We start from the raw sequence: 24,169 nt of genomic DNA on the forward strand, positions 1-24,169 counted from the left end.
CCGGCGCCCGACCGACGCACGGATCGGTGCCGGCCGGGCTCAGACGGCGCTCGTCGCGGCGGCCGCCGCGGCGATGCGCCGGGCACCTGCCGACAGCGCCGTGCCGTCCTTCCAGACCATCCGCAGGCGCCGTCCCAGCTCGAGCCCCGGCACGGCGAGGCGGACGAGCGCGCCGCGGGCGACGTCCTCGGCCACGGCGAGGCTCGAGAGCACGGCGACCGCGCCGCCGTGCTGCACCGCGGTCTTGAGCGCGGCGGTCGACCCGAGGTACGGCAGGTGGTCAGGCAGGCGCGCGCCGAGCGTGGCGAGGCCCCGCTCGAGCGTCTCGCGCGTCCCGGAGCCGCCCTCGCGGACGACGAGCCCGCCGGAGAGCAGCTCGTCGACGCGCAGGGCGCTGCGGCGCGCCCAGCGGTGCCCGGGGCCGACGACGACCACGAGCTCGTCGTGCGCGACGGTGCGGCTGCGGAGCCCGCGGCGCAGTGTCGCGCTCTCGACGAAGCCGAGCTCGACGTCACCCGCGAGGACGAGGTTCGTCACCTCCGTCGAGTTGCGCACGACGAGCTCGACGTCCGGGGCGTCGCGTGCCGACCGTGACGGCTCCGTGAGCGCCAGCCGGGCGAGCCACCGCGGCGCGAGGTACTCCGCGACCGTGAGGCTCGCCGCGACCCGCACACGTTGGGAGGGCTGCTCGCGCAGCGACGCGACGGAGGTCTCGAACCGGTCGGAGGCGTCGATCACCTCGCGCGCCCACGCAGCGGTGGCGCGGCCGGTCTCGGTGAGGCGGGCGCCGCGCGTCGTGCGCTCGAGGAGCTCCAGCCCGAGCCTGCGCTCGAGCGCCCGCAGGCCGGCCGACGCCGTGGGCTGGGCGACGCCGAGCGCGCGGGCGGCGGCGCTGATCGAGCCGTGCGAGTCCGTCGCGACGAGCAGCTCGAGCGCGCCGAGCGGGGTGCGGTGGTCGCGCGGCGTCGAGGCCATAGGTCCATCCTATGGGTGCACCGGGAGGTCGGCCTTCCGGCGAGACCCGGCGACCGACAGCCTGGGAGCATGGCCATCACCCGACCGTCGACCCAGCCCGCCCGGCAGGACGTGCGCCCGGCACCGACCGGCCCGCGTCACGGCACGCGGGCGCTCGCGCCGGGTCTCGCCGTCGTGGCCGTCGCGACCGCGGCCGTGCTGGCGGGCTCCCGGATCGTCCCGGCGGTCTCGCCGCTCGTCGTCGCGCTCACGCTGGGTGCCGTGGTGGGCTCCGTCGTGGTGGGCCGGGCCCGCCGTCCGCGCACCGTGGCCCGGCTCGCACGGCTGCGTCCGGGCATCGCGTGGACGACGTCGACGGTCCTGCGGACCGGCGTCGTCCTGCTGGGGCTCCAGCTGTCGGTCCCGGAGGTCCTGGCCCTCGGGTGGCGCGGGATCGCCGTCGTGACGACGACGCTCGTCGTGACGTTCGCCGGCACGCTCGCGCTCGGCCGCGCGCTGCGCGTCCCCCGGGCGACGTCGCTGCTCGTCGCGACCGGCTTCTCCGTCTGCGGTGCGGCGGCGATCTCGGCGATGCAGGGGGTCGTCGCGCGGCCGGGGCGCACGACCGCACAGGTCCGCGAGGACGACGACGCCGTCGCCACGGCGCTGGCGCTCGTCACGGTCTACGGGACCCTCGCGATCGTCGTGCTGCCCTGGCTCGCGGGGCTCCTGCGCCTCGACGACGCGCAGGCCGGGCTGTGGATCGGTGCGAGCGTGCAGGAGGTCGCCCAGGTCGTCACGGCGGCAGGCACCGTGTCCGCGGCGGCGCTCGCGACGGCGACCGTCGCGAAGCTCGCGCGCGTCGCGCTGCTCGCGCCGATCGTGACCGGGGCCGGGCTGGTCGCGGCCCGCCGGGGCACGCCGAGCGGCCGGACGCGCGTCGTGCCCGTCCCGTGGTTCGTCGTCGGGTTCCTCGTGGCGGTGGCGCTGCGCAGCGCGGGCGTCGTGCCGCAGGGCGTGCTCGACGCCGGGTCTGCGCTCACGACGGTGGCGTTCGTCGCGGCCATGTTCGCGCTCGGCCTCGGCGTGGACGTGCCGCGACTCGTGCGCACCGGGCGGCGCGCGCTCGTCCTCGGCGCGCTCTCGGCGCTCCTCGTCACGACGACGGCGCTCGGCGGGGTCCTGCTGATCGCCTGACCCGTCCGCCGGGAAGTGAGCTCCCGCCCCGGTTCGGCGCGGATCAAGGGCGCAAGCTCACTTCTCGGCGGCTGCGGCGCGTGCTAGGTTCGAGGAACGCGATCCGGTGGGAGCGCTTCCATAGCGTCTCTCCCGCCCCGCGAGTCTCGTCACCGTCGACGAAAGGACTCCCCGTGCACCGCACGCGATCTCTCGCTCTCGCCGCCACCGCGGCCCTGCTCCTTCCCCTCGCAGCCCCGGCGGCGGCCGACGTCGTGGACGGCGACTTCGACGACGGCGGCGGCGCCTGGTGGTCCACACCCGAGGTCGTCACCACGGTGACCGACGGCGCGCTGTGCGCCGACGTGCCCGCCGGCGGCGACCCCTGGACCCACATCGTCGGTCAGGGCGGTGTCGACCTGCCCGCCGGCGAGTGGTCGCTGACGTTCACGGCCACGGGCGACGGGCCCGTCCGCGCGAACGTCGCGCAGGACTACGCCCCCTATGACGCGCTCGGCACGCTCGCGCTCGCCCCGGGCGCGGCGACCGGCACGCACACGCTGACGTTCGACGTCGCGCAGGACGAGCCGCAGGCCCAGGTCGCCTTCCAGCTCGGCGGCCACGACACCGCCTGGACGTTCTGCCTCGACGACGTCTCGCTGGTCCCCGCCGGGACGGAGCACCTGCCCCGGACGGACTTCGCGGACGGCAGCGACCCGTGGTGGTACTCCCGCCCGACCGGGATCGACACGTCGTCCGGCGCGGCGTGCGTCGACGTCCCCGGCGGAGTCGGCACCTACGACGCGATCCTCGGCGTCAACGACCTCGAGCTCCCCGCGGGCGACTACGTCGCGCGGTACACGGGCACGGGCGACGGGCCGGTGCGCGCGGTCGTCGGGCTCCAGGTGGACCCGTACACCGCGTACGGCGAGGCGTCGGGGGCGAGCGGAGAGCTCGCGTTCACCCTCCCCGGCCCCGACGACGGCGGCCAGGAGACCTACCCGCAGACCCAGATGGCGTTCCAGCTCGGCGGCGCGAGCGAGGCGTGGACGTTCTGCCTCGAGACGGTGTCGCTCCTCTCCGGATCCACCCTGCCGCCCTACGAGCCGGACACCGGCCCGCGGGTGCGCGTCAACCAGGTGGGCTACCTCGCCGACGGGCCGCAGCACGCGACGCTCGTGACCGACGCCGTCGACCCCGTCGCCTGGGAGATCCGCTCCGGCGAGGAGGTCGTCGCCTCGGGCGAGAGCACGCCGGCGGGCGCCGACGCGTCGTCGGGCGAGACCGTGCACACGATCGACCTCGGCTCCCTGCCCGCAGGCACGTACACGCTGGTCGCGGACGGCGAGACGTCCCACCCGTTCGACGTCGGGACCACGGCCTACGACACGCTGCGGTACGACGCGCTCGACTACTTCTACCTCGCCCGGTCCGGCACGGAGATCGACGCCGACCTCGTCGGCGAGGACTACGCCCGGCCGGCAGGGCACGTCTCCTCCCCCGCCGACGGCGCGACCAACAAGGGCGACCTCGACGTCCCGTGCCAGCCCGCGGACGACCCGGTGCAGCCCTACGAGGAGCCGTGGACGTGCGACTACACGCTCGACGTCGTCGGCGGGTGGTACGACGCCGGTGACCACGGCAAGTACGTCGTCAACGGCGGCATCGCGACCGCGCAGCTCCTCGCGACCTACGAGCGCTCGCTGCACGCCGCGACCCGCGACGCGGATGCCCTCGCCGACGGGACGCTCGCGATCCCGGAGAGCGCCAACGGCGTCCCCGACGTGCTCGACGAGGCGCGCTGGGAGCTCGAGTTCCTGCGGTCGATGATGGTCCCCGACGGCGAGCCGCTCGCGGGCATGGTCCACCACAAGGTGCACGACAAGGGCTGGACCGGCCTGCCGCTGCTGCCGCACGAGGACCCGCAGACGCGCTACCTGCACCGTCCGTCCACCGCGGCGACGCTCAACCTCGCCGCGACCGCGGCGCAGGGCGCGCGACTGTTCGCGGCGCACGACGCCGACTACGCGGACGCGCTCCTGACCGATGCCCGCACCGCCTGGAAGGCGGCGCTCGCCACCCCGGACCTCTACGCACCCGCGGCCGACGGTGCCGACGGTGGCGGCCCGTACGACGACAGGGACGTCTCCGACGAGTTCTTCTGGGCGGCCGTCGAGCTGTACCTGACCACCGGTGAGCGCGCGTTCGGCGACTACGTGCACGCGCACCTCGACGACGTCTCCGACACGATCGGGCGGGGCGGGTTCAGCTGGGGACAGGTGGGACCGCTCGGGCTCATCGACCTCGCGACGGTGCCGAACGGGCACCGCGACCGCGACGCGGCGCGCGACGTCGTGCTCGAGGGTGCCGACGCGATCCTCGCGGTCCAGCAGGGTGGCCCGTGGGGAGCCGCCTACGCGGGCGAGGAGGACGGCACCTACGTCTGGGGCTCGAACAGCTCGGTCCTCAACGCGCAGGTCGTGCTGGGCGTGGCGTTCGACCTGACCGGCGACGTCGCGTACCGGGACGCCGTGATCGAGTCCACGGACTACCTGCTCGGGCGCAACGCGCTCAACCTGTCGTACGTGACGGGCTACGGCGAGGTGTTCGCCCAGAACCAGCACTCGCGCTGGTTCGCCGCGCAGCTCAACCCGGAGCTGCCGCACCCGCCCGCCGGGTCGGTGGCCGGCGGGCCGAACTCCGACTCGCCCACGTGGGACCCGACCATGCAGGGCCTCTTCCCGGAGGGCTGCGCGCCCCAGACGTGCTACGTCGACGACATCACCTCGTGGGCGAGCAACGAGATCACCGTCAACTGGAACTCGGCCCTGACGTGGGTCGCGTCGTTCCTCGCCGACCAGGACCAGGGCGAGGTGGTCCAGCCGACGTGCGAGGTGTCGTACACCGAGCACGGGTCATGGCGCGGCGGCTTCGTCTCCCAGCTCTGGCTGCGCTCGACCGACGGTCCGCTGGACTGGTCGGAGCTGACGTGGTCGTGGGTCGGCGACCAGGACGTCACGCGCCTCGCGTGGGGCGCCGGGTGGTCGCAGGAGGGCGAGACGGTCACCGCGACGTCGCTGCCCTGGAACGCCCGCGCGAAGAAGGCGACGTTCGGGTTCATCGGCGACCCGGGGTCGTTCGCGTCGCCCCAGCCGGAGCAGTTCTGGCTGGACGGCGCGCCGTGCCTGACGGTCAGCCGGCGGTAGGAGCGAGCACCGCGGGCAGCTCCGCCAGCCCGTGGATCACCACGACGCCCGACGCGCGGGCCGCAGCCGGATCCTCCGGGTGCGGCCCGCCGCGGCGCGTCCCGGGGCGGTCGAGCCAGACGCCGACGAGCCCGGCCGCGAGCGCCGCGCGGGCGTCGACGTCGAGCTCGTCGCCCACGTACGCCGTGCGTTCCGGGTCGGTGCCGAGCCGGCGGCACGCCTCGGCGAACACGCGCGGGTCGGGCTTGCCGAAGCCGAGGGTGTCGACACCGACGAGCAGGGGGACGTCGGGCAGTCCCGCTGCGGCGAGCTTGCGGGTCTGGAGCTCGACCCGCGCGTTGGACAGCGAGCCGACGCGCACCCCGGCGGCGGTCAGCGCGTCGACGACCGGGCGCGCGTCGTCGAACCCGGTCCACGAGGCCTCGAACGTGCCCCAGAAGAGGTCCTTCCAGTCCACGTACGCCGCGTCGTCGAGCGGCCGGCCACTGAAGGCCGCCTGCAGCTCGTTGGCGCGCGCCATGCGCTGCGCGTCGAAGTCGATCTCGCCGCGCGTGTAGGCGCGGTAGTGCTGGTTCGGGTCCGAGCGCCACAGCGCGAGGACCTCGTCGTACCGGTCCTCGGGCAGGTGCGGCAGCCACACCCGGGACGCCGCGGCGATCGCGGCGGCGAACGCGGCCATCGTGTCGACGAGCGTGTCGTCGACGTCGAACAGCACGCCGTCCAGCGCCCGGCCCGGCGACTCCACGGCAGTGCCGCCACCCACCGGTGCAGGGAGACCGCTCACAGCGCGGCCCGCAGGCTCACGAGGCGCGCGAGCGTCGACTCCTTGCCGAGCAGCTCCATCGACTCGAACAGCGGCGGGGAGACGCGACGGCCGCTGACGGCGACGCGGAGCGGCGTGAACGCGAGGCGCGGCTTGATGCCGAGACCCTCGACGATCGCGGCGTTCAGCGCGGCCTGGATCGGCTCGGCCGTGAAGTCGTCGACGTCCCCGAGAGCGGCGACGGCGGCGTCGAGCACCGGGGCCGCGGTGTCCTTGAGGGCGGACCGGGCGTCGTCCTCGATGACGAGCGCGTCGTCGGCGGTGAAGAGGAACCCGAGCATCCCGACGGACTCGCCGAGGAGCACCATGCGCTCCTGGACGAGGGGCGCCGACGCGGTGAGGAGGTCCTGGTGGCGCTGCTCGAGGTCGGCGAACGAGTCGGCGGGGACGAGGCCACCGGCGTGCAGGTACGGCACGAGGCGGTCGCGGAAGTCCTCCGGCGCGAGCATCCGCACATGCGTGGCGTTGATCGCCTCGGCCTTCTTGAGGTCGAAGCGCGCGGGGTTGGGCAGCACGTCGTGCACGTCGAACGCGGCGACCATCTCGTCGACCGAGAAGATGTCGTTGTCCGGCGAGATCGACCAGCCGAGCAGCGCGAGGTAGTTGAGCAGGCCTTCGGGCGTGAAGCCGCGCTCGCGGTGCAGGAAGAGGTTCGACTCGGGGTCGCGCTTGGAGAGCTTCTTGTTGCCCTCGCCCATGACGTACGGGAGGTGGCCGAACTCCGGCATCACGCTCGCGACGCCGATCTCGAGCAGCGCCCGGTACAGCGCGACCTGGCGCGGGGTCGAGGACAGCAGGTCCTCGCCGCGCAGCACGTGCGTGATGCCCATGAGCGCGTCGTCCACCGGGTTGACGAGCGTGTAGAGCGGCTGGCCGTTGGCGCGCACGAGCGCGTAGTCGGGCACCGACCCGGCCTTGAACGTGATCTCGCCGCGCACGAGGTCCGTGAACGTGATGTCCTCGTCCGGCATCCGCAGGCGCAGCACGGGCTCGCGGCCCTCGGCGAGGAACGCGGCCTTCTGCTCGTCCGTGAGCGTGCGGTCGAAGTTGTCGTACCCCTTGGTCTTGATCCCCGCGGCGGCGTTGCGCGCGTCGGACTCCTCCGGGGTCGAGAACGACTCGTAGACGTACCCGCCCTCGACGAGCCGCCGGATCACGTCCTGGTACAGGTCCGCGCGCTGCGACTGCCGGTACGGCGCGTGCGGCCCGCCGACCTCGACGCCCTCGTCCCAGTCCAGCCCGAGCCAGCGCAGCGCGTCGAGGAGCTGGGCGTAGCTCTCCTCGCTGTCGCGCGCGGCGTCGGTGTCCTCGATGCGGAACACGAACGTCCCGCCCACGTGCCGCGCGTACGCCCAGTTGAACAGCGCGGTGCGGATGAGCCCGACGTGCGGCGTCCCGGTGGGGGACGGGCAGAAGCGGACGCGGACGGGCGAGGAACCGGGTGCGGGGATCACGGGCCCCAGCGTAGTTCCCCCGCGAGAGAGAACCGTGGTCCGCGAGATAGAGCCGTGGTCCGCAGGCCAGGGCTCTATCTCGGCGACAGAGGCTCTATCTCGGCCGTTCGCCGTGGCGGGCCGTCAGCTCCGGCGGACCACCGGGTTGCTCAGCACGCCGATGCCCTCGACCTCGCAGTCGACGCGGTCACCGACGTCGATGAGCCCGACGCCCGCGGGCGTGCCCGTGAGGATGACGTCACCGGGCAGGAGCGTCATGGCCTCGGAGACGTACGACACGAGGAACGGGATGTCGAAGACCATGTCGCTCGTGCGGCCGTCCTGCTTGGTCTCGCCGTTGACGCGGCTGCGGACGCCGACGTCCTCGGGGTCGAGGTCGGTGTCGATCCACGGGCCGAGCGGGCACGAGGAGTCGAAGCCCTTGGCGCGGGCCCACTGGCCGTCGGTGCGCTGCGCGTCGCGGGCCGTCACGTCGTTGGCGACCGTGTACCCCAGCACGTAGGCCGACGCGGCCTCCGGCGTGACGTCCTTGGCGAGCCGGCCGATGACGACGGCGAGCTCGGCCTCGTACGAGACCTCCTGCGAGAAGTCGGGCAGGACGATCGGGTCGTCCGGCCCGACGACCGACGTGTTCGGCTTGAGGAACAGCAGCGGGCTCGACGGGACGTCGTTGCCCATCTCCTTCGCGTGGTCCGCGTAGTTGCGCCCCACCGCGACGATCTTCGAGCGCGGGATGACCGGCGCGAGGAGGCGCACGCCGTCGCCCAGCTCGACCCGCTCCCCCGTCGGCGTCACGGGCATGTACAGCGGGTCGCCCGTGAGGACCGCGAGGTACGTGCGGTCCCCCTCCTGCTGGACGAGGGCGTAGCGGGGGTCGTCTCCGGTGGTGAATCTCGCGATGCGCACGGGCCCAGGCTATCCGGCCCGCGCCGTCGTGCCCGGCGTCACGCCCGGGCGAGCACCTCGCCGTTGAGCACCGCGAACCAGCCCGCGGGCTCCTCGGCCCACCGGAGCCAGTCCTGCGCGAGCTGCTCGAGCGCGACGTCGTCCGCGAGCGCCGACTCCTGCGCCTGGACCGCGAAGTTGGACGCGACGCAGCGCTCGGCCCACAGCCCGCCCCACCACGTGCGGTCCTCGGGGGTCGCGTAGCACCAGGTGCTCGCCGACGGGACGATGCCGGCGCCGTCGAACCCGGCGTCCTGGACCCAGGCGAAGAGGCGACGACCGGCGTCGGCCTCGTACCCGTAGGCGTGCGTGACCTCGTGGTAGAGCGTGTTCCACTCCGTGAGGCCGGACGACTCGGGGTACCAGGTCATGGCCGCGTAGTCGGCGTCGCGCACGGCCACGAGCCCGCCGGGCTTGGCGACCCGCTTCATCTCGCGCAGCGCGGCGACCGGGTCGGACAGGTGCTGCAGGAGCTGGTGGGCGTAGACGACGTCGAACGTGTCGTCCGCGAACGGCAGCTCGTAGGCGTTGGCCTGCTGGAACGAGATGTTCGCGGTGCCGCGCTGCGCGGCGAGCTCTCGCGCGCTGTCGAGCACGGCGGCCGACGCGTCCACGCCGACGACCCGCCCGCCGGCCACGCGCTCGGCGAGGTCCACGGTGACCGTCGCCGGGCCGCAGCCGACGTCGAGGACGCTCATGCCCTCGCGCATGTGCGGCAGGAGGAAGCCCGCGGAGTTCTCCGCGGTGCGCCAACGGTGCGAGCGCAGCACGGACTCGTGGTGGCCGTGCGTGTAGGACTCGGACTCCTTGGAGGGGTTGGAGCCGGCAGCCCCGGTGGGGGCGTCGCCGCGGGGGTCTGCGGCGTCGGCTCCGCTGAGAGGGGTTTCCGTCATACCCGCACGGTAGGCCGGACCGCTGGCCTTCTCGACCCCGTTCTCACACTCTGGGCGCCGGCCTCGCGAGAACGGCGCGCCGGACGTCGCACGCGGGGCCCCGGCGTCGGACAATCGCCCCCATGACTGCCGTCACAACGCCCGGCCTCGCCCGCCGGCACACCGACCTGCTGCTCGGTGGCCCGGGTCGGGTCGCGGGTGTCGACGTCGCGCGCGGTCTCGCCGTGCTGGGGATGTTCACGGCGCACGTCGGGTTCACCTCGGTCGACGCCGGCGGCGTCGCCGCGTTCCTCGACGTCTCGCACGGCCGGTCGTCGATCCTCTTCGCGCTCGTCGCCGGGGTGTCGCTCGCGATCGTCTCGGGCGGGCGGACGCCGGTCACCGGCCTGCCGATGCTCCAGGCGCGCACGCGGATCCTGGTGCGGGCGGTGCTGCTGCTGGCCCTGGTCGGCCTGCTCGACCTCCTCGGCACGCGCGTGCTGCTCATCCTCGGCTTCTACGCCGCGTACTTCGTGCTGGCCCTGCCGTTCCTGCGCTGGTCGCCGGGCCGGCTCGCGGTCCTCGCAGGCACGATCGCGCTCGTGGGCCCCGTGCTCGCCTACTACGGGCCGGAGGTCCTCGCGCGGGCCGGGCTGCACCTGCCCGAGGACGGGTCGGGCGCCTTCACCGACTTCCTCCTCTCGGGCCACTACCCCGCGATCGTGTGGATGGCCTACGTCGTCGCGGGGCTCGCGATCGGCCGTCTCGACCTGACCTCGACGCCCGTGCGCCTGCTGCTCGTCACGGGCGGGCTGCTCGCGACGGTGATCGGGTACGGGGTGTCCTCGGCGGTCGTCGGGCCGCTCGGCGGACCGCAGGCGGTGGAGGACGCCGCCGCGGCCTGGTCGAGCGACCTGCGGCCCGAACCGCTCACCTGGTCGGACCCGTGGCCCACGTCCGCGTACCTGTGGCTCGCCGGCCCGCACTCCGACACCCTGCCCGAGGTCGTCGGGTCCGGCGGGTTCGCCGTCGCGGTGCTGGGCCTGTGCCTGTTCGTGGGGCGCGTCGGGCGGTGGGTGCTGGCTCCCGTCGCCGCCGTGGGGGCGATGGCGCTCAGCGTGTACTCGGCGCAGATCGTCGTCCTGTGGTTCTGGGGCGACGTCGCCTACGAGCAGACGACGAACGGCCCGCTGCTCGTCCTCGTGCTCGTCACCCTGGCCGTCGCGATGGCGTGGCGCTGGGCGTTCGGCCGTGGCCCGCTCGAGCGCCTGTTCGCGTGGGTGGCCGGACGGGCGTCGGCGGTCACCCCTCCCGCGAAGCCGGACGGTGCGTCGTAGGGTCGGCGCATGACGACCCAGGGACCGACCGACCAGCCCGTCTCGACGCCGGGACCCGACGCACCGGACGCTCCGGACGCCGCCGGGCGGCCGGAGCTGCGCCGCCTCGGCCGATCGGGGCTGGCGGTGTCCGCCACCGGGCTGGGCTGCAACAACCTGGGCCGTGGGAACGCGGCGACGACGACGTACGAGGGCAGCCGCGCCGTCGTGCACGCCGCCCTGGACGCGGGGATCACGTTCTTCGACACCGCGGACACCTACGGGGCCGAGCCGGGACGCAGCGAGGAGTTCCTCGGCCGCGCCCTCGGCTCGCGCCGCGACGACGTCGTGGTCGCGACGAAGTTCGGCATGTCGATGCGCGGCGCGGCCGGGGCGGACTTCGACGCGCGGGGGTCGCGACGCTACGTGGTGCGCGCCGTCGAGGGCTCCCTGCGCCGCCTCGGCACCGACTACATCGACCTGTACCAGTTCCACACGCCCGACCCGCGCACGCCGATCGAGGAGACCCTCGCCGCGCTCGACGACCTCGTGCGCGCGGGCAAGGTGCTGTACGTCGGCCACTCCAACCGGGCCGGGTGGCAGATCGCCGAGGCGGAGCTCACGGCCCGCGCCGCCGGGACGGTGCGCTTCGTCTCGGCGCAGAACCAGTACAACCTCGTCGACCGCGCGGCCGAGCTCGAGGTGCTGCCCGCGGCGCAGGCGTACGGGCTGGGCGTCCTGCCGTACTTCCCCCTGGCCAACGGGCTGCTCACGGGCAAGTACGCGCACGGTGCCCGGCCCGACGACGGCCGCCTGGTGCGCTCCAAGCCGCACCTGCTCGAGTCGGCGCCCTGGGAGGCGCTGGCACGCCTGAGCGCGTTCTGCGAGGTCCGCGGCCTCACGGAGGTCCAGGTGGCCTTCGGCTGGTTGCTCTCGCGCCCGCAGGTGTCGAGCGTCATCGCCGGCGCGACGACGCCGGAGCAGGTGCGGCAGAACGCGGCCGCCGGTGCGTGGGCAGCGACGGCGGACGAGCTCGCCGAGCTCGACGACATCTTCCCGCCGGCCGCGCAGGTCGCCCCCTTCTGATCGTCACGGGTACCGTCCGTCCGCGTGCGGGCCTACCGTGGGTGGATGGCCACGTGGGACGACGTCGACCGCATCGCCTCGGTCCTGCCCGACACCGCGCAGGGCGAGCCGCACCAGTGGCGCGTCCACGGCAAGGCGTTCGTCTGGGAGCGTCCCCTGCGACCGAAGGACCGCACCGAGCTCGGCGACGCCGCGCCCGAGGCCGCTCCGCTGGCGTTCTGGGTGAGCGACGAGGGCGAGAAGCAGGCGCTGCTCGGCGACGACCCGGCGACGTTCTTCACGACCTCGCACTTCGACGGCTACGCCATCGTCCTGGCGCGGCTCGACCGGGTCCCCGTCCCCGAGCTCGAGGAGGTCGTGCAGGACGCGTGGCTCGCGCGCGCCCCGAAGCGCCTCGCGGCGCAGTACCTCGCGGCGTCGGAGTGATCGCGCCGGGCGGGTCGGCCTCCCGGACGACCGTCGGCAGGAGCCCCGCAGACGACGACGGCCCGCCCGGAACCCGGGCGGGCCGTCGTGACGGGCCGGTCAGTACTGGCTGACCGACGTCACCTCGAACGTCGCGGTCTTCATGGCCTCGAGGTTCTCGGCGTCGATGAAGTCGAAGACCTCGATCGTCGCGGTGGCACCCGGCTCGAGCGTCTCCGTGAAGGCGAAGTCGGACTCGATCACGGTGCCGTCAGCCGCGACGGCGTCGATGTCGAGGTCGTACATCATCGCCTCGTCGGCGTTGTTCGTCAGCGTCACGGGCAGCGACGACTCGACCCAGCCGTACTCGTCCGCGGTGCCCTCGAACGCACCGAACTCCACCCCGAGGTCGTTCGCGAGGATGTCCTCCGTCGCGTCGCCCGACATGCGGTCGAGGTCCTGCTGCGTGTCCGTCTCGATCTCCGAGAGCGTCTGCTGGTACTCCGAGCTGACGGAGTCGGCCCAGACGAACAGGGCGACCCACGTGAGGATCGTCCCGACGATCGCGAGCACCCCGACGATGATCGCCGACAGGGCGAACCCCTTGCCCGTCTTGCCCTTCTTCACCTGGGTGAGCCCGATGATCCCGAGCACCAGACCGGCGAGGCCGAGGATCGCGGCGACGATGTTGAGGCCCGGGATCCAGCACCCGAGCAGGCCGACGATCGCGAGGACGAAACCCGTGATCGCGACCACGTTCGTCGTCGACGGCGCGGGCGGCCCGTAGCCCGGGTACCCGCCGTAGGGGGCGCCGTAGGGCGGCTGCTGCGTCGGGTCCGGCGTGCCGTAGCCCTGCGTCCCGTAGGGCTGCTGCGACGGGTCCCCCGCGCCGTACGGCGCGGCGTAGGGCTGCTGGGCCGGGGCCTCCGTGCCGTAGGGCTGCGCGCCGTACCCCGGCGCGGCACCGTACGGCGCCTGCTCCGGCTGGCCGGCCGGCGCACCCCAGGCAGCGGGCTGCTCGGGCGTGCCCGGCGCCGCGGGCGGCGCGTACGCGTCCGGTGAGGGCGAGCCGCCGGGCTGGTACGGGTCGTACGAGTAGGGGTCGGGAGAGCCGGCGGGCGGCTGCGTCATGATGCTCCTTCGCGGCCTCGCCGCGTGTATCCGATGGGTGCTGGCCGTTCACGAGCCTTCACGGGCCGTGACAGGCCCTCGCGGTCCTTCACGGCATGTTCACTCCCATTCTGTCGGCATCGGTGCCACCGGTCCCAATCGTCCACAGGGTGATCTCTGCCGCGCCTCACGCCGCCGGGCGCCGTTCTCGTACCCTGGGGTGGTGCCCACCACCGACCTCGCCCCGCTGCCGACCGCGTCCGCACGCGCCGTCGGCGCGGACGTGGTGCCCGCCGACGTGGTGCCCGCCGACGTGTGGCACGGGGCCGAGCGACGGCACGCCGAGCGGGCCGACGCCTTCACCGCGGGCTGGCGCCGCCGCAAGCCGCTCGGCGAGAAGCACGCGATCGAGGACTTCCTCTTCACGTACTACCCGACCCGGCCGGCCCAGCTCCGCCGCTGGCACCCGGGCGCAGGCGTCGTCCTGGCCGATCCGGGCGAGCGTGCCACGTGGCGCTGGTACCGCCCGACGCCGGACGGCGTGACCCTCGACGTCCCGGCCTACCTCGCCGAGCGCGGCGACACCGTCCGGTACGTCGTCGACCTCCTCGACGCGACGGCGTCGCGCCCCGGGCGGTTCGGCTGCTTCGGGCTGCACGAGTGGGCGATGGTCTACCGCGACCGCGCCTCGGGGCGCGACCACCGCCACCCGCTCCCCCTGCGGCTCGGCCACGAGGGCACCGACGCCGTCGTCGCGTCGCACCCCGTGCAGTGCACGCACTTCGACGCCTTCCGCTTCTTCACGCCCGACGCCGTGCCGCTCAACCGCCTGGCACCGACGCGCGAGACCCAGCGCGCGCTCGAGCAGCCGGGCTGCCTGCACGCGACGATGGACCTGTACAAGTGGGCCCTGAAGCTCGGCCCGGCGGTGCCGGGCGACCTCCTGCTCGACACGTTCGAGCTCGCGCGCGACGTGCGGGCCGTCGACATGCAGGCGTCTCCGTACGACGTGTCGTCCTACGGGCTCGCCCCCGTCGCGATCGAGACGCCGGAGGGCAAGGCCGAGTACGTCCGCCACCAGCGCGTGTTCGCCGAGCGCGGTCAGGCGCTCCGGGAGCGCCTGCTCGCGGTGTGCACGGCGCTCCAGGCGGTCAGTGGGACAGCATCCCGCTGACGAGGCAGCGCCACGTGACGGGCCCGACCACGCCGTCGACGAGCACCTCGGGGAAGCCCGCGTGCAGCGCGTCCTGGAACGCGCGCACCCACGCCTGCGTGCGGGGACCGAACTGCCCGTCGACGACGAGCACCGGCTCCGGCCGGCCCGACAGGTCGCGCGCGACGGCCTCGCGCTGGACCGCGCGCACCGCCTCGCCGACGCTCCCCCGGCGTACGACCACGACGAGCGCCGCCCACGTCGCCGGGCCCACGACGCCGTCGACGTCGAGGCCTCTCGACCCCTGGAACGCGCGCACCGCGCGTTCGGTGAGCGGGCCGAGCACGCCGTCGACGGCGAGGTCGTGCCCGCGATGCCGCAGCAGGTGCTGGACCGACTGGACGGGGTGCCCGTTCGCGCCGCGCCGCACGCGCGGCCACGGCGGCAGTGTCGTGATGACGGTGGTCATGGTCTTCCCTCCCGTGGTCGCGGACACGGCGGTCGGCCCGCCGAGAGGCGTCCGCGCCCCCGCCCGGAGAGAGGGGCGCCCGGAAGGCCTGATGCGGCGCGCACGACCCGTGCGAGGATCGCTCGCGTGAACCACCTCCCCGTCGCCGAGGTCCCGACCGGCCCCGTCACCGTCCCGGGCAGGGTCCTCTCGCTCGCGGGCCACGACGTCGTCACGCCCGTGTGGCGCAACCAGCTCGGCGGGCTGACGTTCCGTCTCGACCCCGTCGACGGGTCCGGGCCCGCGCGCTACGCCAAGTGGGTGGCCGCCGGGACGCCCGAGCTCGACCTCGCCGCCGAGGCCGCGCGCCTCGCGTGGGCGGCCGGACGCACGGCGGTCCCGCGCGTCGTTGACCACGGCACGGACGCCGACGGCGACTGGCTCGTCACCGAGGCGCTCACGGGCACGTCGGCGGTCGACGCGCGCTGGGTCGCCGAGCCAGCGACGGCCGCGCGCGCGATCGGTCGGGGCCTGCGCGTCCTGCACGACGCGCTGCCCGTCGACGAGTGCCCGTTCGCCTGGGGAGTCCAGGTGCGGGTCGCCCAGGCCGACGCCCGTCTCGCCGGGGGCAGCGGCCCGCACGAGTGGTTCCCCGAGCACCGCGGCCTCACCGCCGCTGCGGCGCGGTCCGTGCTCGACGCGCCGCCCGCCGTCGACCGCCTCGTCGTGTGCCACGGCGACGCGTGCGCGCCCAACACGCTCCTGCACGACGACGGCACGTTCGCCGCGCACGTCGACCTCGGCTCGCTGGGGGTCGCCGACCGCTGGGCCGACCTCGCGGTCGCGGCCTGGAGCACCGAGTGGAACTACGGCCCCGGGTACGACGGCGAGGTGTACGCGGGCTACGGCGTCGAGCCCGACCCCGAGCGCATCGCCTTCTACCGGCTCCTGTGGGACATGTCCTGACCCCCACGTCGAGCGGTGGGAGGCGGGCCGCTCACCGCCGCGGCTGGTGGGCGGGGACGCCGAGCGCGGCCTGGTCGGCCGTCTCGGTGATGCGGCGCGCACGGGTGTCCGCGCGGCGCGCCTCGACGATCCACCCCAGGATCGAGCGTCGTGCTCCCGGCGTGAAGGCGTCGAACCGCTCGCGTGCCGCGGGCCGGTCCGCGAGCGCCGCGGCGAGGTCGTCGGGCACGACGAGCGCCTCGGCGTCGTCGTGCCGGGTCCAGGACCCGTCGGCCCGTGCCGCCTCGACGACGGCACGGCCGGCGTCGGTCAGGCGTCCGTCGGCCTCGATGCGCGCGACGCGCTCCTTGCTGAGCCGGGTCCACCGGCTGCCGGGCCGGCGTCGGGTGAACCACAGCGCGTGGCGGTCGGCGTCGACGGTCGACGCCTGCCCGTCGATCCAGCCGTAGGACAGCGCCTCCTCGATCCAGGGCTCGTACCCGAACGTCTCCCGACCGCTCGCCCGGCGCCACGTCACGAGCCACACGCCCGGGTCGGCGTCGTCGTGGTGCTCGGCGAGCCAGGCGCGCCACGCCGCGGGTGTCTCGGCGTGGAACGCGGGCCGCCCGCGGTACTCGTCGGTCACGTGCGCCTCCGTCGTCGGTGGAGGCTCCAGCGTGCCCGGTGCCGCACGGTGACGCCAGGGCGGTCCGCCGTCGAGCCACCTGACAGACTCTCCCTGTGACCACCACGACCGGCCGGACCCCTTCGTTGCTCGCCCACGTCCCCGCGCCCACGGGTGGCGCCCCGGACCCGGACGCGCTGTACGAGGGCTTCACGACGTGGGCGACCGAGCAGGGCCTGGAGCTGTACCCGCACCAGAGCGAGGCGCTCATCGAGCTCGTGTCCGGGTCGCACGTGATCCTCGCGACGCCCACCGGCTCGGGGAAGTCGCTCGTCGCGATGGGCGCGCAGTTCGCCGCGCTCGCGGCGCACCGTTCCGGACGAGGGGGCCGCACCTACTACACGGCGCCTCTCAAGGCGCTCGTCAGCGAGAAGTTCTTCGCGCTCGTCGCGGCGTTCGGGTCGAAGAACGTCGGCATGATGACCGGCGACTCGGCGGTGAACCCGGACGCGCCGATCATCTGCTGCACCGCCGAGATCCTCGCCAACCTCGCGCTGCGCCGCGGCGCGGGCGACACCGACGGCCGACCGGGTGCGGACGACCACGCGATCTCCCAGGTCGTCATGGACGAGTTCCACTTCTACGCCGACCCGCAGCGCGGCTGGGCCTGGCAGGTGCCGCTGCTCGAGCTGACGGACACGCAGTTCCTCCTCATGTCCGCGACGCTCGGCGACACGTCGCGCTTCGTCGAGGAGATCGAGGAGCGCACCGGGCGGCCCGTCGCCGAGGTCACGACGGCCGAGCGCCCGGTGCCCCTGCACTTCTCCTACGTCGTCGAGCCGCTCACCGAGGTCATCGAGGAGCTCGTGACGACGCGCCGCTCGCCGGTGTACGTCGTGCACTTCACGCAGAAGGACGCGGTCGAGCGCGCACAGTCGCTGTTGTCCATGAACGTCGCGTCGCGGGCCGAGAAGGACGCGATCGCCGCCGAGCTCGGCGACTTCCGCTTCGGGACGGGCTTCGGGAAGACGCTGAGCAAGTTCCTGCGGCACGGCGTGGGCGTGCACCACGCGGGCATGCTGCCGAAGTACCGGCGCCTCGTCGAGCGCCTCACGCAGTCTGGCCTGCTCAAGGTCGTGTGCGGCACGGACACGCTCGGTGTGGGCATCAACGTGCCCATCCGCACGGTCCTGCTCACGAGCCTCGTGAAGTTCGACGGCGAGCGCATGCGCCACCTCACCGCGCGCGAGTTCCACCAGATCGCGGGCCGCGCGGGTCGCGCCGGCTACGACACCGTGGGCGAGGTGCTCGTCATGGCCCCCGAGCACGTCATCGAGAACCGCAAGATGCTCGCCAAGGCCGGCGACGACCCGAAGAAGCTCAAGAAGATCGTCCGCAAGAAGGCGCCCCAGGGGTCCGTGAACTGGACCGACGCGACGTTCGAGCGGCTGCGCGACGCCGACCCCGAGCCCCTCACGAGCCACTTCCGCGTCACGCACGCGATGGTCCTCAACGTGCTCGCGCGCTCGCAGCGCGGTGAGGACCCGGTCGCCGCGATGGCGCACCTGCTCCTCGCGAACCACGACTCCGAGTCCCAGCGCCGTGAGCACGTGCGTCAGACGTTCCGCGTCTACCGGTCCCTGCGCGTCGCGGGGATCGTCGAGCGTGTGCGCGTCCCGGACGCCACGCGCCCCGCCGGGTACCGTCCGAGCGTGCGGCTGACCGTCGACGTGCCGCGCGACTTCGCGCTCAACCAGCCGCTCTCGCCGTTCGCGCTCGCCGCCCTGGACCTCCTGGACGTCGCGAGCCCGAGCCACGCGCTCGACGTCGTCTCCGTCATCGAGGCGACGCTCGACGACCCGCGCCAGGTGCTCTACGCGCAGCAGAACGCCGCGAAGGGCGAGGCGGTCGCCGCGATGAAGGCCGAGGGCTACGAGTACGAGGAGCGCATGGCGCTGCTCGAGGAGATCACCTGGCCGAAGCCGCTCGAGGAGCTGCTCGCGCCCGCCTTCGCGATGTACAAGCGGACGAACCCGTGGGTCGCCGACGCCGAGCTCTCGCCGAAGTCCGTCGTGCGCGACATGGTGGAGCGGGCCATGACGTTCACGGAGTTCGTGTCCGTGTACGGGCTCGAGCGCACGGAGGGCGTCGTGCTGCGCTACCTCGCCGACGCGTACCGCGCGCTGCGCCAGGTGGTGCCCGAGGAGCACCGGACGGAGGACGTGCACGAGATCGTCGAGTGGCTCGGCGAGGTCGTGCGCGGCACCGACTCGTCGCTGCTCGACGAGTGGGAGCGGCTGTCGCGCCCGGTCGACGACGACGCCGACGACCTCGTGGGTGACGGGCCGCTCTCGGGGACGGGCGAGGAGGCCCCGGCACGGCCCGTCACCGGCAACCCGCGCGCGTTCCGCCGCCTCGTGCGCAACGCGATGTTCCGGCGCGTCGAGCTCGCCGCGCGCGAGGACTACCGGGCGCTCGCCGCGCTCGACGGCGCGAGCGGCTGGGACGCCGACGCGTGGGGCGACGCGCTCGACCCGCTGTTCGACGCGCAGGGCGACGACGCGGTCGGCATCGGCCCGAGCGCGCGCGCCGCCGCGCTGTTCCAGGTGGTCGAGGCGGGCGGGGAGGTCCCGCCGGGCCACGAGGGCCCGACGGCGGACCACGCGCCCGGCGGTGTCGTCCCGACGGGCACGTGGCTGGTCCGGCAGGTGCTCGACGACCCGGCGGGCGACCACGACTGGGCGATCACCGCGTCGGTCGACCTCGCGGCGAGCGACGAGGCCGGCGCCCCCGTGATCACGGTCCTCGCCGTCGGCCCTCTCTAGAGCCCCCCGAGCAGAGACGCCCGATCGCCCGCGCTACACCGCCGCGACGGGCAGCAGCCCCCGCTCGCCGAAGACCTTCTTCGCGACGGTCGTCGCGTTGATCGCGCGTGGGAAGCCGCAGTAGACCGCCGACTGCAGGAGCGCCTCGACGACCTCCGGCGGTGTGAGCCCGGCGTCCAGCGCGGCGTTGACGTGGATCTCGAGCTGCGGCTCGCAGCCGCCGAGCGCGGTCAGCATCCCGAGCGTGACGAGCTGCCGGTCCCTGGGCTCCAGGCCGGGGCGGGCGTAGATCTCGCCGTAGGCCCAGGCCGAGACCTGGTGCTCGAGCTCGGGAGAGACGTCCGCCAGCGCGTCGATGCCCGCGGCGCCCGTCGGGCCGCTGACCGCGTCGAACAGCGCCCTGCCGTGCTCGTAGCGCTCTGTGCGGGTCGTCGCCTCGTCCATGGTCGCTCCTTCGGTCGGTTCCGTCAGGGGACACGGAGGAGCGACGCTGCATCCCCTGCATCACGCCGAGCAGGCTAGGGGGTGCAGCACACCTCGCGTCAAGAGCGTCAGGCGTTCCGCGCGCCGTCGTCGCGACGACGGTCCCGCCGATCAGGCAGACGGCGGAACCCCGCCGACTCGTAGGTCGCGACGGCGGCGACGAGAGAGCGAGGCGTCGCGACGACGGCGCTGGACGCGCCCAGCCCATGGAGGGCGCTCGCGGCGGCGGTCGTGACCGCGCGCCCGTAGCCGTGACCGCGGTGGCCCGGGTGCACCCCCATCGGCTCGATCAGGCCGGGCCGCCCGGGGCCGGCGGACCACACCGCGACGACCGCCACCGCTGTCCCGTTCAGCGACGCAGACGCGGACGCCGGGCCGTCGTACGCGACGAGGCACCGCGCGTCGGTGAAGGGCAGCCCGGCCGCCATCGCGTACCAGCGCTCGTCCGTGGCCGTCGACCCGTCGAACGACACGCGCAGCACCTCGGTCCACACGGGCACCCGGTCCGGACCCACGTCCTCGACCCGGATCCCCGGGTCCTCCACCGGCGCGGCGAGGTCGCGCCGCAGCACCGCCCACGGCTCGTCGGCACGCCAGCCGGCGGCGGCCAGGTGCACGTCGACCAGCGCCCCGACGGGTGCCTCGACGGACGCCGCCCCCTCCCCCAGCACGCCGCGCCCGGGGTGCGACACGTCCTCGACGAGCCGCTCGGCCAGCGCGACGTCGTCCAGCGCGTCGGGAGCGACGGCCACACGGAGCAGGTCCGGGCCGTCGAGCAGCCCGACGGCCACCAGGCGCCCGTCCCGGCGCCACGTGCGGACGGCCCCGGCCGTCGCGTCAGCCCCGAACCGCCAGAACCACCCGAGGTCACCGGGGTGGAGCTGGAACGGCTCGTCGTCGTCCTGCCACGACCGCAGGACGTCGACGACCTCCCCGAGGCCGTCGACGTCCGGGGTCGCTGTCACGATGGTCATGGGCCGATCACACACCACGACGACGTCCGCTCGCGCCCTGATTCCTGACGCTGCGCTCAGCGCAGGTCGAGGCGCATGACCCGGCGCCGCGTCGTCGGGCGCGCGACCTCCTCGAGGCCCGCGGCGCGGAACGCCTGGACGCTGCCCACGGAGTTCTCGCCCCACGTCACGGGCGCACCGGACGGTTCGACGATCGGGTAGCCCTCGACCGCCGCCGCGCCGCGCTCGCGCGCGAAGCCGACGGCGGCGCGCGCGAGGTCGTACGTCAGACCGAGGCCGCGGAACCCCGCTCGCACGACGAAGCACGCGACCGCCCACACCTCCGGGTCGTCCTTGTCCTGCTCGCCTCCCGCGGGACGACCCTTCCACGGCACCGGGCTGCCGCGCAGGCGCCGGTACGACGGCCGAGGCCCCACCGCGACCCACCCCACCGGCTCGCCGTCGAGGTAGGCGACGAGACCACTCGTCGCGGGCGCGTCGGGGTCGCCGCAGCTCGTCTGCTCGTGCAGCAGCCGCGCACGCTCCTCGGGCGGGGTGGCGTACCAGACGCGATCACCGAGGACCTGCCGCTGGCACCAGCACGCCGCCGGGTACCCCCGCTCGCCGAACACGGCGACGAGGTCGTCCCAGCTCGCCTCGTTCGCTGGCCGCACGTCGACGACGCCCTGCGGCACGGTCGCTCTCGTCACGCGCCCGACGCTACGCCGCGCGTCCCCCACGGGCCCGGTGGCGCAGCACCTACCGTGGCCCCATGGACGACGTCGCACCCCCCGGTGCCGGCAGCGGCATGCCGCACACCGGCGAGCCGCACGACCGGGAGAGCACGGGCAGCCGGCTCAACCGCCTGCGGGCCGGGGTGCTCGGGGCGAACGACGGGATCGTGTCGACGGCCGGCGTCGTCGTCGGGGTCGCGGCGACGAGCACGTCGATCCCGGTCATCGCGACGGCCGGCGGCGCGGCGCTCCTCGCCGGCGCGCTCTCGATGGCCGCGGGCGAGTACGTGTCGGTGAGCACGCAGCGCGACACGGAGAGGGCGCTGCTCGCCACGGAGCGCCGCGAGCTCGCGGAGATGCCCGCCCAGGAGCTCGACGAGCTCGCCGGGCTCTACGAGGCGAAAGGGCTCACGCCGGACCTCGCGCGGGAGGTGGCCGTCCAGCTCACGGAGCGCGACGCGCTCGCCGCGCACGCGGACGCCGAGCTGCACCTCGACCCGGACGAGCTGACGAGCCCCTGGGAGGCCGCGGGCGCCTCGGTCGCCTCGTTCACGGTCGGCGGGCTGCTCCCGCTCGCGGCCGTCCTCCTCGCGCCGGCGCCTTGGCGCGTCCCGGTGACCTTCGTCGCGGTCGTCCTCGCCCTCGTCCTCACGGGCTGGGGGTCCGCCCGGCTGGGCCAGGCCCCGACCCGTCGCGCCACGGTCCGGACCGTCGTCGGCGGCGCGCTCGCGATGGCCGTCACCTACGGGATCGGCTCGCTCGTCGACGTGAACGTGTAGCCGCGCTGCCGTCATCGCTGGGGCAGAATCGGTCCGTGGCCAAGAAGTCGAAGTCGTCCGCGCACGCCGGCACGCCCGCCGTCGTGCTCCTCGACCGCGAGGGCGTCGCGTACACGCTGCACCCGTACGAGCACGACCCGTCGAGCGACCTGAGCTACGGGATGGAGGCCGCCGCCGCGATCGGCGCCGCACCGGAACAGGTGTTCAAGACGCTGCTCGCGACGGTCGACGGCGGCCCGCTCGTCGTCGGCATCGTGCCCGTCGACCGCCAGCTCGACCTCAAGGCGCTCGCGCACGCCGCCGGAGGCAAGAAGGCGACGATGGCCGAGCCCGCGGCGGCCGAGCGGGCGACGGGGTACGTCGTGGGCGGCATCTCGCCGCTCGGGCAGAAGCAGCGGCACCGCACGGTGCTCGACGAGAGCGCGCTCGGGTTCGACGTCGTCTACGTCTCGGGCGGGCGGCGGGGCCTCGACGTCGGCCTCTCCTCCGCCGACCTGCTCCGCCTCACGGCCGGCACCACGGCCCCGATCGCGAGATAGAACCCGCGGTCGCGAGGTAGAACGCTGGGCGTTCTACCTCGCGACGGGACGTTCTACCTCGCGCGGGCGTCAGTTGCCGTAGGCGGCGAACGGCGCGTCCGTCGGCACGATGTCCTTGCCCAGAGGCAGGAGCGAGACCGGGATCATCTTGAGGTTCGCGATGCCCAGCGGGATGCCGATGATCGAGACGAACAGCGGGATGGCGGTGACGACGTGCCCGATCGCGAGCCAGATGCCCGCGACGATCACCCAGATGACGTTGCCGATCGTCGACCACGCCCCGGCCGTCGGCTTGTCGACGACCGTGCGCCCGAACGGCCACAGCGCGTACCCCGCGATGCGGAAGCTCGCGATGCCGAAGGGGATCGTGACGATGAGCACGCAGCAGATGATGCCCGCGGCGACGTAGCCGAGCGCGAGCCAGAAGCCGGCGAGCACGAGCCAGATGATGTTGAGCAGGGTCTTCACCGGCCCATCCTCGCGCACGACGCCCACGCCCAGCATCGGGGAGACCCCTGGCCCGACCCTGAGCGGCACCAAACCTAGACTGGTCCGCATGCCCGACGCCGTCTCCTCCTCGTCCCTCGACCTCGCCGGACGCGTCGCGCAGAACGTCGCCGCGGTGCGGTCCCGGATCGACGCGGCGGCCCGCGCGGCGGGACGCGAGCCGTCCGGCGTCCGGCTCCTCGTCGCGACGAAGTCGCAGTCGGCCGAGGCCGTCCGCGCCGTCGTCGCGGCGGGCGTCGACCTCGTCGGGGAGAACCGGGTCCAGGAGCTCGTGGCCAAGGCGCCCGAGATCGCGGACCTCGTCGCCGCCGGGCGCGTGGAGGTCCACATGATCGGCCATCTGCAGCGGAACAAGGTGAACCAGGTGCTCGCGACGGCCTCGGGCGTCGAGAGCGTCGACTCGCTCGCGCTCGCCGCGGCGCTGTCGGCCCGTTGCGCGCGCGACGACCGCACGCTCGACGTCCTCGTCCAGGTCAACGTGTCGGGCGAGACGTCGAAGGCGGGGGTGGTGCCCGACGACGCCCCGCGCCTCGCGCACGACGTCGCCGCGCTCCCGGGGCTGCGGCTCACGGGGTTCATGACGATCGGCGCGAACTCGCCGGACGAAGCGCTGGTGCGCGCTGGGTTCGCGCGACTGCGCGAGGTGCGGGACGCCGTCGTGCGCTCGGGTGCGCCGGGGAGCGAGACGGCCCGTGACCTCTCCATGGGGATGACCGGCGACCTGGAGCTCGCGATCGCGGAGGGCGCGACGATCGTCCGTGTCGGGACCGCCGTCTTCGGCCCACGGCCCGCCCCGCCGGACAACACGGTTCCGTCGCCGAGGTAGGACGA

23 protein-coding genes are annotated in these 24,169 nt (G+C 74.3%); 11 read left to right on the forward strand and 12 right to left on the reverse strand.

Translation table 11 applies throughout. The annotated features are described in order from the left end of the window. Positions 1-39: 39 nt before the first annotated feature. Positions 40-975: a LysR family transcriptional regulator gene (locus tag V5D56_RS17070; protein WP_435736469.1), complete on the reverse strand. Its 936-nt coding sequence runs from the start codon at positions 973-975 to the stop codon at positions 40-42. Between the two features lie 69 nt (positions 976-1,044). On the opposite strand from V5D56_RS17070, the gene V5D56_RS17075 reads away from it, so the two are divergent. Together V5D56_RS17075 and V5D56_RS17080 are read left to right on the forward strand one after the other, a co-directional pair. Next, positions 1,045-2,151 (forward strand): YeiH family protein, encoded by a 1,107-nt coding sequence (locus tag V5D56_RS17075; RefSeq protein ID WP_435736470.1) that lies wholly within the window; start codon positions 1,045-1,047, stop codon positions 2,149-2,151. 173 nt (positions 2,152-2,324) lie between these two features. Continuing rightward, positions 2,325-5,336 carry a glycoside hydrolase family 9 protein gene (locus V5D56_RS17080; RefSeq protein WP_435736471.1) on the forward strand — a complete coding sequence of 1,004 codons (3,012 nt, stop codon included), beginning with the start codon at positions 2,325-2,327 and terminating at the stop codon, positions 5,334-5,336. Here the strand turns inward: V5D56_RS17080 and V5D56_RS17085 are convergent. From V5D56_RS17085 to V5D56_RS17100, 4 genes are all read right to left on the reverse strand, one after another. Next, positions 5,323-6,099, reverse strand: a complete 777-nt coding sequence (locus V5D56_RS17085) for an HAD family hydrolase (RefSeq protein ID WP_435736472.1) — start codon at positions 6,097-6,099, stop codon at positions 5,323-5,325. The genes V5D56_RS17080 and V5D56_RS17085 overlap by 14 nt on opposite strands. Before the next feature lie 17 nt (positions 6,100-6,116). Next, on the reverse strand, positions 6,117-7,613 hold the full coding sequence (gltX, locus tag V5D56_RS17090) for a glutamate--tRNA ligase (RefSeq protein ID WP_435736473.1): 1,497 nt from the start codon (positions 7,611-7,613) through the stop codon (positions 6,117-6,119). 123 nt (positions 7,614-7,736) lie between these two features. Further along, positions 7,737-8,519, reverse strand: a complete 783-nt coding sequence (locus V5D56_RS17095) for a fumarylacetoacetate hydrolase family protein (RefSeq protein ID WP_435736474.1) — start codon at positions 8,517-8,519, stop codon at positions 7,737-7,739. A gap of 38 nt (positions 8,520-8,557) precedes the next feature. After that, the gene (locus V5D56_RS17100; RefSeq protein ID WP_435736475.1) at positions 8,558-9,451 is read right to left on the reverse strand and encodes a class I SAM-dependent methyltransferase; all 894 of its coding nucleotides are present in this window, start codon (positions 9,449-9,451) and stop codon (positions 8,558-8,560) included. A gap of 122 nt (positions 9,452-9,573) precedes the next feature. Between V5D56_RS17100 and V5D56_RS17105 the strand changes: the two genes are divergently transcribed. The 3 genes from V5D56_RS17105 to V5D56_RS17115 are packed head-to-tail and all read left to right on the forward strand — an operon-like array spanning position 9,574 to position 12,258. Next, positions 9,574-10,767, forward strand: coding sequence for a heparan-alpha-glucosaminide N-acetyltransferase domain-containing protein (locus V5D56_RS17105; protein ID WP_435736476.1), 1,194 nt, complete (start codon positions 9,574-9,576; stop codon positions 10,765-10,767). 9 nt (positions 10,768-10,776) lie between these two features. Continuing rightward, positions 10,777-11,832, forward strand: a complete 1,056-nt coding sequence (locus tag V5D56_RS17110) for an aldo/keto reductase (protein WP_435736477.1) — start codon at positions 10,777-10,779, stop codon at positions 11,830-11,832. 45 nt (positions 11,833-11,877) lie between these two features. Then, positions 11,878-12,258: an MmcQ/YjbR family DNA-binding protein gene (locus V5D56_RS17115; protein WP_435736478.1), complete on the forward strand. Its 381-nt coding sequence runs from the start codon at positions 11,878-11,880 to the stop codon at positions 12,256-12,258. A 99-nt stretch (positions 12,259-12,357) separates the two neighbouring features. Here the strand turns inward: V5D56_RS17115 and V5D56_RS17120 are convergent, their stop codons facing one another. Beyond that, complete coding sequence (locus V5D56_RS17120; RefSeq protein WP_435736479.1) at positions 12,358-13,368, reverse strand: hypothetical protein; 1,011 nt, start codon at positions 13,366-13,368, stop codon at positions 12,358-12,360. 262 nt (positions 13,369-13,630) lie between these two features. Between V5D56_RS17120 and V5D56_RS17125 the strand changes: the two genes are divergently transcribed. Beyond that, positions 13,631-14,521 carry a 3-methyladenine DNA glycosylase gene (locus V5D56_RS17125; protein ID WP_435739064.1) on the forward strand — a complete coding sequence of 297 codons (891 nt, stop codon included), beginning with the start codon at positions 13,631-13,633 and terminating at the stop codon, positions 14,519-14,521. Here the strand turns inward: V5D56_RS17125 and V5D56_RS17130 are convergent. Beyond that, positions 14,499-14,969: a peptidoglycan-binding domain-containing protein gene (locus tag V5D56_RS17130; protein WP_435736480.1), complete on the reverse strand. Its 471-nt coding sequence runs from the start codon at positions 14,967-14,969 to the stop codon at positions 14,499-14,501. The two genes, V5D56_RS17125 and V5D56_RS17130, sit on opposite strands and share 23 nt — an antisense overlap. A gap of 126 nt (positions 14,970-15,095) precedes the next feature. Between V5D56_RS17130 and V5D56_RS17135 the strand changes: the two genes are divergently transcribed. Continuing rightward, positions 15,096-15,914 (forward strand): phosphotransferase, encoded by an 819-nt coding sequence (locus V5D56_RS17135; protein WP_435736481.1) that lies wholly within the window; start codon positions 15,096-15,098, stop codon positions 15,912-15,914. A 31-nt stretch (positions 15,915-15,945) separates the two neighbouring features. Here V5D56_RS17135 and V5D56_RS17140 read toward each other — a convergent pair whose 3' ends face one another. Further along, positions 15,946-16,539: a YdeI/OmpD-associated family protein gene (locus V5D56_RS17140; protein WP_435736482.1), complete on the reverse strand. Its 594-nt coding sequence runs from the start codon at positions 16,537-16,539 to the stop codon at positions 15,946-15,948. Between the two features lie 95 nt (positions 16,540-16,634). Between V5D56_RS17140 and V5D56_RS17145 the strand changes: the two genes are divergently transcribed. Next, positions 16,635-19,343 (forward strand): DEAD/DEAH box helicase, encoded by a 2,709-nt coding sequence (locus V5D56_RS17145; protein ID WP_435736483.1) that lies wholly within the window; start codon positions 16,635-16,637, stop codon positions 19,341-19,343. Between the two features lie 33 nt (positions 19,344-19,376). Here the strand turns inward: V5D56_RS17145 and V5D56_RS17150 are convergent, their stop codons facing one another. The 3 genes from V5D56_RS17150 to V5D56_RS17160 form a co-directional block, all read right to left on the reverse strand. Further along, positions 19,377-19,787: a carboxymuconolactone decarboxylase family protein gene (locus V5D56_RS17150; RefSeq protein WP_435736484.1), complete on the reverse strand. Its 411-nt coding sequence runs from the start codon at positions 19,785-19,787 to the stop codon at positions 19,377-19,379. Positions 19,788-19,894: 107 nt separating this feature from the next. Continuing rightward, entirely contained in the window at positions 19,895-20,800 is a 906-nt protein-coding gene (locus V5D56_RS17155) for a GNAT family N-acetyltransferase (protein WP_435736485.1), read from the reverse strand. Positions 20,801-20,856: 56 nt separating this feature from the next. After that, positions 20,857-21,489, reverse strand: coding sequence for a GNAT family N-acetyltransferase (locus V5D56_RS17160; protein WP_435736486.1), 633 nt, complete (start codon positions 21,487-21,489; stop codon positions 20,857-20,859). 62 nt (positions 21,490-21,551) lie between these two features. On the opposite strand from V5D56_RS17160, the gene V5D56_RS17165 reads away from it, so the two are divergent. Both V5D56_RS17165 and ybaK read left to right on the forward strand, forming a co-directional pair. Beyond that, complete coding sequence (locus tag V5D56_RS17165) at positions 21,552-22,292, forward strand: VIT1/CCC1 transporter family protein (protein WP_435736487.1); 741 nt, start codon at positions 21,552-21,554, stop codon at positions 22,290-22,292. 35 nt (positions 22,293-22,327) lie between these two features. Continuing rightward, the gene (ybaK, locus tag V5D56_RS17170) at positions 22,328-22,831 is read left to right on the forward strand and encodes a Cys-tRNA(Pro) deacylase (RefSeq protein WP_435736488.1); all 504 of its coding nucleotides are present in this window, start codon (positions 22,328-22,330) and stop codon (positions 22,829-22,831) included. Between the two features lie 69 nt (positions 22,832-22,900). On the opposite strand, the gene V5D56_RS17175 is transcribed toward ybaK, so the two are convergent. Beyond that, a complete protein-coding gene (locus V5D56_RS17175) occupies positions 22,901-23,299 on the reverse strand; it encodes a YccF domain-containing protein (protein ID WP_435736489.1) in 399 nt (132 codons plus the stop codon). Between the two features lie 88 nt (positions 23,300-23,387). On the opposite strand from V5D56_RS17175, the gene V5D56_RS17180 reads away from it, so the two are divergent. After that, positions 23,388-24,164 (forward strand): YggS family pyridoxal phosphate-dependent enzyme, encoded by a 777-nt coding sequence (locus V5D56_RS17180; RefSeq protein ID WP_435736490.1) that lies wholly within the window; start codon positions 23,388-23,390, stop codon positions 24,162-24,164. Positions 24,165-24,169 lie beyond the last annotated feature (5 nt).

This window comes from Cellulosimicrobium sp. PMB13 (assembly GCF_051294865.1).
Lineage (GTDB): Bacteria > Actinomycetota > Actinomycetes > Actinomycetales > Cellulomonadaceae > Cellulosimicrobium.